This window comes from Stenotrophomonas maltophilia, assembly GCF_013464915.1.
In the GTDB taxonomy this organism is placed as follows: Bacteria; Pseudomonadota; Gammaproteobacteria; order Xanthomonadales; family Xanthomonadaceae; genus Stenotrophomonas; species Stenotrophomonas maltophilia_AT.
Genome location: NZ_RAVT01000006.1, coordinates 42,972 through 57,798 on the forward strand (window position 1 = coordinate 42,972; position 14,827 = coordinate 57,798).

Sequence of the window (14,827 nt, forward strand, 5' to 3'; positions counted from 1 at the left end):
ACGGGCGCTAAGACCGGATCCCGCGCGGGAGGTTCCCGTGGCGGCGGTGTTGCCCTACATTCAGCTGGAACCCTCTTGCCGTGGAGATTGCGATGCGCCGTTCGCTGCTGCTGTCCGCCCTGCTGCTGGCCCTGCCGGCCCTTGCCCACGCCCAGGACGGGCAGCGCCCGGAAGTGACCGCCGCCGCACAGCGACTGCAGGCCCGGGTGGTCGAATGGCGCCGTGATTTCCACCAGCACCCGGAACTGTCCAACCGCGAGGTGCGTACCTCGGCCGAGGTCGCCAAGCGCCTGCGTGCGATGGGCCTGAAGCCGAAGACCGGTATCGCCCACCACGGCGTGGTGGCGATCATCGAAGGCGGCAAGCCCGGCCCGAAGATCGCGTTGCGCGCGGACATGGATGCACTGCCGGTGACCGAGCAGACCGGCCTGCCGTTCGCCTCCAGGGCCACCGACCAGTACCGCGGGCAGACCGTGGGCGTGATGCATGCCTGTGGCCATGACGCGCATACCGCCACCCTGCTGGGCGTGGCCGAAGCGCTGGTGTCGATGAAGAAGGACCTGCCGGGGCAGGTGATGCTGATCTTCCAGCCGGCCGAAGAAGGCGCACCGCCGCCGGAAGAGGGCGGTGCCGCGCTGATGCTGAAGGAAGGCCTGTTCGCCGACTTCAAGCCGGAGGCGGTGTTTGGCCTGCACGTGTTCTCCAGTGTGCAGGCCGGGCAGATCGCGGTGCGGGGCGGACCGTTGATGGCGGCCTCGGATCGTTTCGGCATCAAGGTGATCGGTCGCCAGACGCACGGTTCGGCGCCGTGGAACGGCGTTGACCCGATCGTGGCCACCGCCGATCTGGTCGGCACCGCGCAGACCATCGTCAGCCGCCGAGCCAACCTGTCCAAGCAGCCGGCGGTGCTGACCTTCGGCGCGATCAACGGTGGCATCCGCTACAACATCATTCCCGATGAAGTGGAGATGGTCGGCACCATCCGCACCTTCGACGAAGGCATGCGCCAGCAGATCTTCGCCGACCTGCGCAACGTGGCCGAGCACACCGCCGCCGCGCACGGTGCCAAGGCGGTGACCGACATCTACGAATCGGAAGGCAATCCGGCTACGGTGAACGACCCGGCGCTGACCGCGAAGATGCTGCCGAGCCTGCAGGCGGTGGTGGGCAAGGACAACGTGTACGAGCCGCCGCTGCAGATGGGCGCGGAGGATTTCTCGCTGTACGCGAAGGAGGTGCCGGGCATGTTCTTCTTCGTGGGTTCGACCAGCGTGGGTATCGACCCGGCGACGGCGCCGGCGAATCATTCGCCGAAGTTCCTGCTGGATGAGAAGGCGCTGGATGTGGGACTGCGCGCGCTGCTGCAGGTGAGCCTGGATTACCTGCACGGTGCAGGCACTCCGGCGGGGTGAGTGTTTCCGGCAGGGCTTGCAGCCCTGCACCCGCTCAAATCAACGTCAACGTCAAAAGCGGGCATTCCGTGGGATGGCGGGGTGGGTCCGGTGGCAGGGGACGCTGCAAGTACGTCCATGTAAGCTCGATCGCCGCATCCATGCGGCTCACGCCCCTGCCACCGGACCCACCCCGCCTTCGACAGTTTCCCGTGGCTGTTGGAACGACATCCTGCTTTGGTGGGTGTCGACCTTGGTCGACACGGCGGACGTCATGAACGTCTGAAGGATCGGTTTTTGATTTTCTGATCTTTCCCGTGGTGGCGCGGGAAACTGTCCGTTGCCGGGTAAACCCGTCCATGGGGCTCGATGGCGCCATCCATGGCGCCAACGGTCCTGCAGGCCCACACCGCCCCGCCCCCGACAGGTTCACGCGGCTGTTGGTAGGTGTCGACCTTGGTCGACACGGACAGACATCCGGAATGTCTGAAGGATTGGCTTTTGATTTTGATTTTTCTGATCTTTGCCGTGGTGGTGGCCGCATGCAGGGAACTGTCAGGGGCCGGGTGGGTAGGCGGGGCGGGGGTGTCCGCGGCATGGGCCCGAGGCATGCCTCGGGCGGGTTGGGCAGGACGCCCAACCCAGGCCTTGCCGTGTGCGCAGGACAGCGCACACGAGCAAGCCGCGGCCAAGCCCCCAGGGACGGGTTTACGGCGTCCCCCGACCCGCCTGCCCACCCGGCCAAGCCGATAGACCGCCTTCCACGTCCAACCAACAAAACCACCACGAAGGGGCTCCGCCGTTGGCCGGCCTGGCCGAAGGCCGGCCCTCCGCGCGATACAATGCCCACCATGAACACCCCACAGGATTCCAGCCTCGGTCGCGAGGTCAGTTACCCGTCGCAGTACGATTCCGGCCTGCTGTTTCCCATCCCCCGCAGTGGCGCCCGCGCCGAGATCGGCCTGGATGACGCCGCGCTGCCATTCGTCGGCCACGACCGCTGGCATGCCTTCGAGCTGAGCTGGCTCGACCCGCGCGGCAAGCCGCAGGTGGCCGTGGCCACCGTGCAGGTGCCGTGCACATCGCCGCGGTTGATCGAATCGAAGTCGTTCAAGCTGTACCTCAACTCCCTCAACAGCACCCGCATCGATAGCGCCGAGGCACTGCGCGCGCGCATCGTGGCGGATCTGTCGGATTGCGCCGGTGCGCCGGTCCAGGTCGAGTTCGGCCTGCCGGGCCTGCGCGAGACGCCGCTCGGCGAGTCCATCGATGGGCTTGAACTGGAGATCGACTGCTACGGCCCGCCGCAGGCGGACTTCCTCTCGGCCGATGCCGGTGAGGTGGTGGAGGAGACCCTGGTTTCGGCACTGCTGAAGTCCAACTGCCCGGTCACCGGCCAACCGGACTGGGCCACGGTCAGCCTGCGTTACCGCGGGCCGAAGATCGATCGTGCAGGCCTGCTGCGCTATCTGGTCAGCTACCGCGAACACGCCGAGTTCCACGAGCAGTGCGTTGAGCGGATCTTCAGCGAGGTGTCTGCGCGTTGCCAGCCGCAATGGCTGGAAGTGGAAGCCCGCTACACCCGCCGTGGTGGCCTGGACATCAACCCGTGGCGCGCCAGCCCCGGCATCGCCGCCCCGGCCGCGACCTACCGCGAACTGCGCCAGTAACCGCCGCAGGCGGTTACGGGTAGTGCCGGCCGCTGGCCGGCAACCGCAAGGAACCCGCGTCCAGGGCGAGGGCAAGCCGGCCAGCGGCCGGCACTACCGGGCGCCGGCTCTCCCGATTGTTCAGCCGCCCCCCGGGGTGGCTTCACATCTGCACCATCCCCATTTAACAACCTCCATGGCACCGTGCGAACCACGTAGTCATGCAGACGGGAGTTGTGGATGAGTACCGAGAAGAAAGCCGATTTCTCCGGCGTCAGTGCCAGCGTCGACAGTACCGCCGAGCAGGTGCCGAAGGCGGACTTCTCCGGCGTCAGCGCTTCGGTGGACAGTACCGCCGAGATCGTCAGCGGCGGCACCTACACCGTGCAGAAGGGCGACTCGCTGTCGAAGATCGCCAAGCAGCATCTGGGCGACGCCAACGCCTGGAAGAAGATCTTCGAAGCCAACCGCGATGTGCTCGACGACCCGGACAAGATTTTCCCGGGCCAGACCCTGAAGCTGCCGCCGAAGTAAGCCGGCGATCGAACGCCGTCCGACAATCCCTGGGAGGAACCCCGAATGATCAAGACCACCCCGCTCCAGACCGCCCTGATCGCCGCCCTGCTGGGCAGCGTCGCCCTGGTCGGTTGCAAGAAGAAGGAAGAGTCGACCGACACCAACGCCGCTCCGGCGGCCACGGCTCCGGCCGAGCCGGCGGCACCGGCGCCGATGACCGGTGCACCTCCGCCGATGGCGGAAGCAGCAGCGGTCAGCGTTTCCACTGTCACCGTGGGCAAGACCGCTGCGGCTGACAAGTCGGTCGCCCCGGCTGCGCTGTTCTCGCCGAAGGATGACGTCATCGTCTCGGTCAAGACCGATGGCGCCGCCAACAACGTCAATGTGGGTGCCAAGCTGACCTTCCAGGACGGCCAGGTGGCCGGCGAACAGACCGCGACCCTGAATGCCAGCGGCGCGGAAACCACCAACGTCACGTTCAAGAATGCAAAGGGCTGGCCGGCCGGCAAGTACCGCGCCGAGGTCATGGTCGATGGCAAGGCGGCCGGAACGCCGCAGGAGTTCGAGGTCAAGTAAGTCCTGCCGACTCTCTCCCGGCAGGACTCACGATGGACGCAGCCGCGAGGCTGCGTCCTTTTTTATTGGGCGATGGTGGGCTTCATCCACGCATGGCGTGGATCTACCGATGCTGGGCGGTGGGCTTCATCCACGCATGGCGTGGATCTACCGATGCTGGGGCTGGGCTTCATCCACGCATGGCGTGGATCTATTGACGGTGGCGTTTGCGTAGATCCACGCCATGCGTGGATGGATCACAGCGTTGCCGCCGTGCAGTACCGCCGCGTATGGCGCGGCTTTGCCCCGCGCGGCTGAAAACGCGACAATGCAGGGGTTTCCCCGCCGCGCGCCCACCCTGACGGCGACGGGGGAAAGCGACACGGTTGCACGTGGCCCGGCGCTGGCGCCGGCCTTCCCCTGAGCATTGCTACAGAGTCCAAGTCCCCCATGTCCAAGATCCTCTATACGCTGACCGACGAAGCCCCGTTCCTGGCGACCCAGTCGCTGCTGCCGATCGTCGACGCCTACACCGCCACCGCCGGCATCGTGGTGGAAACCCGTGACATCTCGCTGTCCGGCCGCATCCTGTCGCAGTTCCCGGAACTGCTGAGCGATGCGCAGAAGGTCAGCGACGACCTGGCCGAGCTGGGCCAGCTGGCGACCACCCCGGACGCCAACATCATCAAGCTGCCGAACATCTCCGCTTCGGTGCCGCAGCTGAAGGCGGCCATCAAGGAACTGCAGGACCAGGGCTATCCGCTGCCGGATTACCCGGAAACCCCGGCCGACGACCAGCAGCGCGACTACAAGGCGCGCTACGACAAGGTCAAGGGCAGCGCGGTGAACCCGGTGCTGCGCGAAGGCAACTCCGACCGCCGCGCACCGCTGTCGGTGAAGAACTATGCGCGCAAGCACCCGCACCGCATGGGCGCCTGGGCGTCGGATTCGAAGTCGCACGTCGCGCACATGGCCGCCGGTGATTTCTACGGCAGCGAGAAGTCGGCCACCCTGGCCAACGCCGGTTCGCTGAAGATCACCTTCCACGGCAAGGACGGCAGCGCCGTCGTGCTGAAGGAAAAGACCGCGGTCAAGGCCGGCGAGATCGTCGATGCCGCCGTCATGAGCCGCAAGGCACTGGCCGCGTTCATCGGTGAGCAGATCGCCGATGCCAAGGCCCAGGGCGTGCTGTTCTCGCTGCACCTGAAGGCGACCATGATGAAGGTCTCCGACCCGATCATGTTCGGCGTGGCCGTCAACGAGTTCTACAAGGACGTGCTGGCCAAGCACGCCGACGTGCTGAAGCAGGCCGGTTTCGATGCCAACAACGGCATCGGTGACCTGGCCGCGCGCCTGCCGTCGCTGCCCGAAGCCACCCGTGCCGCGATCGAAGCCGACCTGGCCGCCGAGTACGCGCAGCGTCCGGGCGTGGCCATGGTCAATTCGGACAAGGGCATCACCAACCTGCACGTGCCGAGCGACGTGATCGTCGACGCCTCGATGCCGGCGATGATCCGCGACTCCGGCAAGATGTGGAACGCCGAAGGCAAGCTGCAGGACACCAAGGCGGTCATTCCGGACCGCTGCTACGCTGGCGTGTACCAGGCCGTCATCGACGACTGCAAGGCGCACGGCGCCTTCGACCCGGCCACCATGGGCTCGGTGCCGAACGTCGGCCTGATGGCGCAGAAGGCCGAGGAGTACGGCTCGCACGACAAGACCTTCCAGATCGCCGCCGACGGCGTGGTCAAGGTCACCGACGATGCCGGCAACGTGGTGTTCGAGCACGCCGTGGAAGCCGGTGACATCTGGCGCATGTGCCAGACCAAGGACGCGCCGATCCAGGACTGGGTGAAGCTGGCCGTCGAACGTGCCCGCCTGAGCAGCACCCCGGCCGTGTTCTGGCTGGATGCCGCCCGCGCCCACGATGCGCAGGTCATCGCCAAGGTCGAGCAGTACCTGAAGAACCATGACACCAGCGGCCTGGACATCCGCATCCTGCCGCCGGTGGAAGCGACCGCGTTCTCGCTGGACCGCATCCGCAAGGGCGAGGACACCATCTCGGTGACCGGCAACGTGCTGCGCGACTACCTGACCGACCTGTTCCCGATCATGGAGCTGGGCACCAGCGCCAAGATGCTGTCGATCGTGCCGCTGATGGCCGGTGGCGGCCTGTTCGAGACCGGCGCCGGTGGTTCGGCCCCGAAGCACGTGCAGCAGTTCGTGGAAGAGGACTACCTGCGCTGGGATTCGCTGGGTGAGTTCCTGGCCCTGGCCGCGTCGCTGGAACACCTGGGCAACCGCTACGACAACGCTGCCGCCCGCGTGCTGGCCAAGGCACTGGACGAAGCCAACGGCCAGTTCCTGGACAACGACAAGTCGCCCTCGCGCAAGCTGGGTGGCATCGACAACCGTGGCAGCCACTTCTACATCGCGCTGTACTGGGCCCAGGCCCTGGCCGCGCAGGATGAAGACGCCGCACTGAAGGCCCGCTTCGCCCCGCTGGCCAAGGCACTGACCGACAACGAGCAGAAGATTGTCGAAGAACTGATCGCGGTGCAGGGCAAGGCCGTGGACATCGGCGGCTACTACCGCCCGGACGTGGCCAAGGCGAGCAAGGCGATGCGCCCGAGCGCGACCTTCAACGCCGCGCTGGAGCAGCTGCGCGGCTGATCCATCGCCGCCCGGTCGTAACAACGAACCCCGCGCTTCGGCGCGGGTTTCTTTTTTGGCTCTGGGGTCAGATCCCTTTTGCCGTGCAGAAGGGGTCTGACCCCAGGCGATGAAACCGTGACGTCCGTCGGCTGTCGGAATGCCGTCAAAGGGGCATGAAACTTGCCCACGATGGCCGTCGCAGAACCGATATGAGCGGATCTGCAACCGCTCCCGATCTGAGCAGTTGATCACGACGGCTGCCGCTGGCGATGCCCTAGCCTTGGCGACGCGAGACCACCGGGGAGGTGGTCGCACGGGGAACACCGATGGCACGCGTGCTGGTAGTGGGAACCGACATCCAGGGTGAACAGGCCCTGCTGCAGCGCCTGCGCCTGGCCTCGGCCCTGCCGGATGGCCAGATCCGTCGCAGCCAGGACCTGGACGACTGCGACCTGCTGGTCATCCGTGATACGCCGGCGCTGCGCAATGCGGCCCTGCGCATGCGCCAGCAGCGTCCGCGGCTGCAGTGCTGGATCGAGGATCTTGGGGGCCAGCTGCGCGACGGCGATGGCCACCAGGACGTACTTGATGACGGAGCCATCGGCCGCGCCCTGCGCGGGATGCAGTTGGCAGTGGAGCCCCTGGCCATGCACGCACCCGCACCGATCCGTCTGGCCGATGGTGCACACGCCATCACCCGCCTTCTGCGCGAGCGGCTGCCGTTGCGCCAGGGCCAGGCCCTGCTCTGCGATGCCGGAGAGCCGGTGCTGCTGATGGACCTGGAACACGACCAGGCGGTGCTGCTGCAGGAGCCTGCCGCTGCGCTGCTCGAACGCCTGGCCGATGGCTTCGAACGCCTGCAGCTGGATGCGCTCACGCCGGCACGCCTGCAGGCCCTGGCCGCTGATCGGCCACGCCAGCCGCTGCGTCCCCTGCTATGGCAGTGGGCACAGCGCAGCCGCCATTGGCAGGCGCTGGACGAGCGCCTGCGCGGTGCTTCGGTAAAGCTGCTGCGCTGGCCCGACTTCCGTGTGCTGGGCCATGACCACGATGGCTTCCGGCTGTGCTCGCTGCTGCTCAAGCGCGCGTGCACGGTGGATGAGTGCGCGATGCTGCTTGATCTGCCGCCTGCGGCCGTGCGCGACTTCATCCATGCCGCTTACCTGTGCGGTTACGCGCAGCTGCAGGCAGCGCCGGCGGTACCGCTGCCGGCACGTGCCGCCGGCACCGACAACGGCCTGCTCGCCCGCCTGTGGCGTCACCTGCGCGGGAGTGAGCGCAATGCGTGAGCACAAGGTGGTGGTGCTGGGCGGCATGGGCAGTGGCAAGTCGACCCTGGTGCGCAGCATCGCGGCCGGGGCGGTGATCGATACCGATGTGGCCAACAGTGACCGCGTCGGTGCCGACAAGGCGTCCACCACCGTCGCCCTGGATTATGCCGATATCGACCTGCCCAATGGCGAGCGCCTGCGCCTGTATGGCACGCCGGGCCAGCAGCGTTTCGATTTCCTCTGGCCGATCCTGCTGCAGGGCGCCCGCGGCGCCGTGCTGCTGCTGGATGCGCGGCGCGCGGGCGTGGTTGCCGAACTGGAGGATTACCTGCAGGTACTGCGGCCGTTCGCATCGTCATTGGCGCTGGTGGTGGCCGTCACCCATCTGGACCAGGCACCGCACGCCGCGCTGGACGACTGGGCCGCACGCGCCAGCCTCGATGATCAACCGCTGCCTTTGCTGGCAGTGGATGCCCGCGACCGCGAACAGGGACTGCTGCTGATGGATGTACTGATGGGCGAAATGGAAGCGCACGCACTGGTGGCCGCGCATGGCTGACGGGCAGGTTGCGGTACTGCCCGATGCCGACCAGCGTGAGCGCCTGCAGCCGCTGCTGGAGGGCCTGCGGCAGCGGGTGGAAGGCGTGCGCACGGTGGTGCTGGCCAGTGTCGATGGCTTCGCCCTGGTCAGTGCCGGTGCCGATGGGCGCGGCGAACGCCTGGCAGCCATGACCAGCGCGATGCTGGCGCTGGCCGCAGCAGTGGGGCGCGAACTGGTGCTGGGTGATCTGCAGACGCTGATGCTGGAGGCCGCGGGCGGCAAGGTGCTGATGCTGGCGATCCAGGCCGAAGGGCGCGCGCCGCTGCTGCTGATGGCGGCCTGCGACCAGCGCAGCGTGATCGGCCAGGTGCTGTGGCAGAGCAGGGAATGTGGCCAGGCGATCCTGGCCGAACTCGGCGGATCGTGAGCCCGGCCGCAGGGGAACGAGGGGCTCGAACCAACATCGACAAGGGGTGCGACGTGGCTGGATTGAATGAATCGTTGAACGCACTGATGGGCATCGACGGCGCGCAGGCAGTGGCGCTGGTCGACTACGAAAGCGGCATGCTGCTGGGCGAGGCCGGTGCCGGCATGGACATGGAAGTGGCCGCCGCCGGCAACACCGAAGTGATCCGCGCCAAGATGAAGACCGCCGCATCGCTGAATCTCAACGACAGCATCGAGGACATCCTGATTTCGCTGGGCAAGGCGTACCACATCATGCGCCCGGTGGCGAAGAAGAAGGGGCTGTTCTTCTACATCGTGCTCGACCGTACCAAGTCCAACCTGGCCCTGGCCCGGCGCAAGGTGCAGGACGTGGAGGCAGATCTGGCGATCTGAACCGTCGGCTTCTGTGGAGCCGAGCAGGGGCTCGGCTCTACAGCAGAACGAAACCTCATGCCCGGCCGCACTTTGGATCTGTAGAGCCGAGCCATGCCCGGCTGCTTCCGGTCGCGGTCACGGCGCCGGAAGCAGCAGCGCGGTCACGAACGAAAGCGCCTTGCTGTCGCGCGCTGCAAAGTAGGCCGGTGCTTTTTCGGGAAGCCAGACTTCATTGAAGTGGCGGCGGAAGTCCTCGTAGAACTCGTTGGGGTACAGCTTGGCCGGCACCGTGCGCCCATCCGGGTAGGTGTGGTCATACGTCGGCAGTGCATCGGTGTCGACACCCCGGTGGTCCCTCAGCCACTTGCAGAACAGGCGCCCTTCGGAAATGTCCGGCACCAGCGCCTGTGGCAGGGTGTAGCCGGCCTGCTCCAGCGGCGCGATCAGGTTCAACGTCAGCTCGTTGAGCATCGAGAAGTGGGTGTACGGCACCCTGGCCCGGTTCTGCATGTAGCGCTCGATATGCGCGGGCATCACCGCATTGGCGCGACCCTGCTGCCATTCCACCACCCACTGCGAGACCTTCACCGCGAACTTGCGGGACAGCCACTGGCCGAGGTTGATGGCGAGGTACGGATGGATCCAGGTGCCCTGCATCGCCGGGTTTCCACCGGATACCACGTGGATCAGTTCATTCTCTGCCAGCTTCGTCTGCGCCATGAGTTCCTGCAGGAACTCCTCCGTCGATTTCAGCGCCCGATAGTCGGACCAGCGCTTGTTCACGGACTGGCACAGCGCGGTGGCGCTGATGTAGCCGTCGCGCGCCCGCTGCGGGATTACATTGCCTTCCTCCACGCGTGGGATAAACGTCATTTGCTGCATGCGTCACCTTGTGCCGTTGTGAGCATGAAAGGGTAGGCAACGGGGTGGGCCGGGGTCTGTAGGAATCGTTGCGTTTTCGTGGGGCGCATTGGATCCAGCCCTGTAGAGCCGAGCCATGCTCGGCTGTTCTCCGGGCAGGTTGCGGTGAACCAAGCCGGGCATGGACCCGGCTCTACACAAGCCACCCCACGCCAGCGTATGGTGAAGCTGGTCCTACCGGGTGAGCCCTGCATGTCCGAGCCTCACATTGCTGCCGAACTGGCACCGCGCATCGCGGTGGCCATCCGCGATGGTTTCGAGGATTACCACGCTCGATTCGCCGGCGTGACCGCCCGTGCGCGGCAGCGCTTCGAGCAGCGCGACTGGGCCGGTGCCCGGCAGGATGCGGTCGAGCGCATTGCGCTGTACGACCTGTGCGTCGCCGAGCAGATGGATGCACTGCGCCGCCTTGCCGGCGAGGCGATCGGCGAACGTGCGCTATGGCTGCAGGTGCATGCGCAGTACAGCGCACTGCTGCAGGGGCTGATCGACGCCGAGCTGTACAAGACCTTCTACAACACGTTGTCGCGGCGCATGTTCGCCACCCGCGGCGTGGATCCGGCACTGGAGTTCATCGCCTTCGATGTCGAACCCTCCGATGCCATCACCCATCCAGTTGCGCGGCATACCTATGCGGTTTCGCCGACGCGGCCGGTGGAGGCGCTGCAGCGGGTGCTGGCCGACTACCGCTTCGACATTCCCTACGTACATCAGCTGCGCTGTGCGGCAGCCATTGCGGTGCGCCTGCAGGATGACCTCGCCCATTGGGGGGACACGCCGGTGCGCAGCATCGAGCTGCTCGACACCGTGTTCTACCGCGAGCGCCGCGCCTATCTGGTCGGCCGCGTGTTCGGCGAGCATCGGTTCTCGCCGTGCGTGATTGCGCTGGTCAACGACGAGCGTGGCCTGCGCGCCGATGCGGTGTTGACCCGGCGCCGGGACGTGGCCCACCTGTTCGGTGTGTCACGCAGCTATTTCCAGGCCAACCTGGCCACGGTAGGTGATGCAGTGGTGTTCCTGCGCAGTCTGCTGCCGGGCAAGCCCATCGATGAGATCTACACCGTGCTGGGCCGCGCCAAGCAGGGCAAGACCGAGCGCTACCGCACCTTCTTCCGCCACTTCAACGAGCATCCGCAGGAGCGGCTGGTGCATGCCGAAGGCACGCCGGGCATGGTCATGGCGGTGTTCACCCTGCCCAGCTATCCGCTGGTGTTCAAGCTGATCCGCGACCGTTTCGCGTGGCCCAAGGCGATGTCACGGCAGCAGGTGGAAGAGAAGTACGCGCTGGTGTTCAACCTCGATCGTGTCGGCCGCCTGCTCGACGCACAGCCCTATCGCCACCTGCGCTTCCCACGCGACCGCTTCGCTCCGGCACTGCTGGACGAACTGCTGCAGCAATGTGCACAGAGCGTGCGCGTCGATGGCGACGAGGTGGAGATCGCACTGTGCTACGTGCAGCGCCGTTTCCGTCCGTTGAACCTGTACCTGCGCGAGCAGGGCGGGGAGGCGGTACGTGCAGCCGTGCTCGACTACGCGCAGGCGATCACCGACATGGCGCGCAACAACATCTTCCCTGGTGACATGCTGCCGAAGAACTTCGGTGTGTCGCGGCACGGCCGGGCCGTGTTCTACGACTACGACGAACTGTGCCTGGTCAGCGACTGCGTGTTCCGCGCCTGGCCGCAGCCGCGCACACCGGAGGAAGCACTGGCTGACGAACCCTGGTTCCATGTGGGGCCGCGCGACGTGTTCCCCGAACGATTCGGACCGTTCATGGGCCTGCCGGCGGGCGAACTGGCCGCGGTCCGCGAGCACTACCGGCACCTGTTCGACCCTGCCTGGTGGCAGGGCCTGCAGGAGCGTTTCGCCCGCGGTGACTATCCGGATACGCCACCCTATGCAGGCGCGCACCGGTTGGCGTAGCCCGGCCGAACTGTCCCGGATGTGAAGACTGCGCTACGCTCGGCACTCATCACCAAGGATCCGGCAATGATGCGTTCCCCCCTGTTCCTCGCTCTCGCGTTGGCCGTCGGTGCCGGCGCTCCCCTGCTTGCTGGCGATGCCAGCGCACAGACCACGCGCGCGGTGCGTGCCACGGCGGAGATGAGCATGGTGCTCTCTGGCCATATCGAGGTCACGCCCGAGGGTGCGGTCAGTTCGCTGGTACTGGACCAGAAGTCGATGCTGTCTCCGAGCATCGCGTCCTTCGTGGAGGGCACCATCGGTGGCTGGCGCTTCGAACCCACCCTGCGCGATGGCAAGGCGGTGGCCGCACGTGCGCCATTGCGGGTGCGCCTGCGGGGCAAGGCCATGGCCGATGGTGGCTACGAAGTCAGCATGACCAGCGTCAATTTCAGCGAGTACGATGAGAAGGCCACCGATTCGGTGACCCGAGGGCGCATGGCACCCCCGCGTTATCCGGAAGAAGTCTATCGGAGCGGTGGGCAGGGTGAAGTGCTGCTGGTGGTCCGGATCGCGCGTGACGGTACGGTGGCCGATGTCGTTGCCGAGCAGGTGAACATGACCGTGGTCGGACGCGAGCGCACCCTTGCCAAGATGCGCGAGATCCTGGCCAAGGCCGCCGTCAGCAGTGCCCGCAAGTGGACGTTCAAGCCACCGACCACCGGCGAGGCCAGCACCCGCGACAGCTGGACGGTACGCATACCGGTGAATTTCGGCCTGAACGATGATCCCAATGGAGCGGAGCGCTATGGCCGCTGGCGTGCCTTCATTCCCGGCCCGCGGCAGGCCGTGCCGTGGCGGAAGGCAGATGCGATCGAGCAGGCCGGCGGCGACCTGCTGCCCGAGGGCGGCATCTACATGGTGGACGGCGCCAAGCGCGGCCTGCGCCTGCTGACGCCGCTGGAGCAGGGCTGACGATCACTGCGGAGCCGGCCAGCCCGGCTTCGCGTCAATCGGCGTAGGGGTAGACCACCACCCGGTTGCGGCCCTGTTCCTTGGCCAGGTACAGCGCCTTGTCGGCCAGCCGCAGTGCCTGCTCGGCATCGACATGGAAGCTGGGGAAGTGGGCCACGCCCAGCGAGACGGTGATGGTGCCGACCGGTTCAAACGGATGGTCGGCAATGTGCTGGCGCAGACGTTCGCCAGCCTGTCGCGCCGACTCGGCGCTGATGCCCGGCAACAGCAGCAGGAACTCTTCGCCACCGGCGCGGCAGAGGATGTCGCTGTCGCGCGAGTAGCGGCGCATCTGGTCGGCGATGTGGACGATGGCGGCGTCGCCGACATCATGGCCGTGGTTGTCATTGATCGATTTGAAGCGATCGATGTCCAGCGCCAGGATCGCGAACGGGATGCCCTGTACCTGCAGGGCATCCAGCGCCTGCTGCAGGCCGCGGCGGTTGAGCAGGCCGGTCAGCGGATCGGTGCGGCTGGCGCGGTTGAGCGTGCCGATGCGGTCCTGCAGCGCATTGAAGCTGTGCAGTACCGCCTGCTTCAGCTGGGCGACCTCGAAGTACCAGGCGCGGATGCCGCTGACGTGGTTGATCGCGTTGCCGGTGTCTTCGCCGCCCTGCACGTTGCGTGCGAGCTGCCACAGCGGCATCGAGATGCGACGGGCGAACCACCAGGTGATCAGCAGCGACAGCAGGCCCAGCGGGATTGCGTTCCAGATGACCGCGGTCATCAACCGCGACAGCGGCTGCAGCGTGGCCTCGGTCGGGCGCTGGGCGATGATGCCCCAGCCGGTGGCTGCCACCGGCGCGTAGCCGGCCAGCATCGACACGCCCAGGTTGTTGCGCACCTGCTGCGCGCCGCGCTCGCCACGTACCACGGCCTTCACTGCGGGGTTGCCGACCACGTAGTCGCCCACCCGCTTGCCATCGGCGTGGTACAGCAGGCGGCCATGACGGTCGACCACGTACAGGTAGGAACCATCACGGTAGTAGTGCTTGCCCAGCAGCGTGTGCAGTGCGCTGCGCTGGCGCAGGTACAGGGTGCCGCTGACGTAACCACGGTAGTGGCCCTGGCGATCGAAGATCGGGTGCGACAGCGAGACCAGCAGCTTGCCGGTGGCCGACTGGTACGGATCGCTGATCATCGGCTGGCGCGCGGCCAGCGCGGCGTTGTTGCCGACGCTGTGCAGCACTTCGCCCTGCAGCTGCAGGGTCTGCGGCGAGGTGGCGATCACCAGGCCGTCGGCGTCCACCACCAGCGAAGAGTTGAAGCTGTTGGTCTGCAGCTGCAGGCGGCTGGCTTCGTCCTGGGCCTGAGCCGGATCGAGGTTGCCCTGGCCGAGCCGGGTGGCGGCGTAGGCCAGTTCCTGCTGGGCAGCCAGCAGGAAGTTCTGGGTCGTCTCGGCCAGCTTGGTGGCGTAGACGCGGTTGGCTTCCAGGGTGTTGCCGACCAGCTGGTCGCGCTGCACCCGGTAGCTGGCCAGCAGGGTGTTGGCCAGCGCGATGATGGCACTGAGCAGGGCCAGGGCGAGGATCAGCTTGCCCAGGTTGAGGCGGGGAGACAGCGTTCGCATGCGTCGACGGATCCGGCAGG

At 66.7% G+C, this 14,827-nt stretch carries 13 protein-coding genes; 11 read left to right on the forward strand and 2 right to left on the reverse strand.

What is annotated here, in order from left to right:
* Window positions 1-92 precede the first annotated feature (92 nt).
* The 9 genes from D7T59_RS02500 to D7T59_RS02540 all read left to right on the forward strand — a co-directional run bounded on the left by D7T59_RS02500 (window position 93) and on the right by D7T59_RS02540 (window position 9,418).
* A complete protein-coding gene (locus tag D7T59_RS02500) occupies window positions 93-1,412 on the forward strand; it encodes a M20 family metallopeptidase (protein WP_164138945.1) in 1,320 nt (439 codons plus the stop codon).
* 830 nt (window positions 1,413-2,242) lie between these two features.
* Window positions 2,243-3,061 carry an NADPH-dependent 7-cyano-7-deazaguanine reductase QueF gene (gene queF / locus D7T59_RS02505; protein WP_180850965.1) on the forward strand — a complete coding sequence of 273 codons (819 nt, stop codon included), beginning with the start codon at window positions 2,243-2,245 and terminating at the stop codon, window positions 3,059-3,061.
* Window positions 3,062-3,280: 219 nt separating this feature from the next.
* On the forward strand, window positions 3,281-3,574 hold the full coding sequence (locus D7T59_RS02510) for a LysM peptidoglycan-binding domain-containing protein (RefSeq protein ID WP_005411287.1): 294 nt from the start codon (window positions 3,281-3,283) through the stop codon (window positions 3,572-3,574).
* A 45-nt stretch (window positions 3,575-3,619) separates the two neighbouring features.
* Window positions 3,620-4,132 carry a hypothetical protein gene (locus D7T59_RS02515; RefSeq protein WP_099555121.1) on the forward strand — a complete coding sequence of 171 codons (513 nt, stop codon included), beginning with the start codon at window positions 3,620-3,622 and terminating at the stop codon, window positions 4,130-4,132.
* A 429-nt stretch (window positions 4,133-4,561) separates the two neighbouring features.
* Window positions 4,562-6,784 (forward strand): NADP-dependent isocitrate dehydrogenase, encoded by a 2,223-nt coding sequence (locus D7T59_RS02520; protein ID WP_180850966.1) that lies wholly within the window; start codon window positions 4,562-4,564, stop codon window positions 6,782-6,784.
* A gap of 308 nt (window positions 6,785-7,092) precedes the next feature.
* Window positions 7,093-8,055: a hypothetical protein gene (locus D7T59_RS02525; RefSeq protein WP_180850967.1), complete on the forward strand. Its 963-nt coding sequence runs from the start codon at window positions 7,093-7,095 to the stop codon at window positions 8,053-8,055.
* Window positions 8,048-8,596 carry a GTP-binding protein gene (locus D7T59_RS02530; protein WP_049429001.1) on the forward strand — a complete coding sequence of 183 codons (549 nt, stop codon included), beginning with the start codon at window positions 8,048-8,050 and terminating at the stop codon, window positions 8,594-8,596. Before D7T59_RS02525 ends, D7T59_RS02530 begins: the two co-directional genes overlap by 8 nt.
* The gene (locus D7T59_RS02535) at window positions 8,589-9,005 is read left to right on the forward strand and encodes a roadblock/LC7 domain-containing protein (RefSeq protein WP_180850968.1); all 417 of its coding nucleotides are present in this window, start codon (window positions 8,589-8,591) and stop codon (window positions 9,003-9,005) included. Before D7T59_RS02530 ends, D7T59_RS02535 begins: the two co-directional genes overlap by 8 nt.
* A gap of 53 nt (window positions 9,006-9,058) precedes the next feature.
* Window positions 9,059-9,418 (forward strand): hypothetical protein, encoded by a 360-nt coding sequence (locus D7T59_RS02540; RefSeq protein ID WP_049424080.1) that lies wholly within the window; start codon window positions 9,059-9,061, stop codon window positions 9,416-9,418.
* Between the two features lie 117 nt (window positions 9,419-9,535).
* Here D7T59_RS02540 and D7T59_RS02545 read toward each other — a convergent pair whose 3' ends face one another.
* Window positions 9,536-10,273, reverse strand: coding sequence for a KilA-N domain-containing protein (locus D7T59_RS02545; RefSeq protein ID WP_239506830.1), 738 nt, complete (start codon window positions 10,271-10,273; stop codon window positions 9,536-9,538).
* A 240-nt stretch (window positions 10,274-10,513) separates the two neighbouring features.
* Here D7T59_RS02545 and aceK point away from each other — a divergent pair, with 240 nt between their 5' ends.
* Complete coding sequence (aceK, locus tag D7T59_RS02550; protein WP_106551117.1) at window positions 10,514-12,244, forward strand: bifunctional isocitrate dehydrogenase kinase/phosphatase; 1,731 nt, start codon at window positions 10,514-10,516, stop codon at window positions 12,242-12,244.
* Window positions 12,245-12,310: 66 nt separating this feature from the next.
* Window positions 12,311-13,198 (forward strand): energy transducer TonB, encoded by an 888-nt coding sequence (locus tag D7T59_RS02555; protein WP_180850969.1) that lies wholly within the window; start codon window positions 12,311-12,313, stop codon window positions 13,196-13,198.
* Between the two features lie 34 nt (window positions 13,199-13,232).
* On the opposite strand, the gene D7T59_RS02560 is transcribed toward D7T59_RS02555, so the two are convergent.
* Complete coding sequence (locus tag D7T59_RS02560) at window positions 13,233-14,807, reverse strand: sensor domain-containing diguanylate cyclase (protein WP_106551111.1); 1,575 nt, start codon at window positions 14,805-14,807, stop codon at window positions 13,233-13,235.
* Window positions 14,808-14,827: the final 20 nt, after the last annotated feature.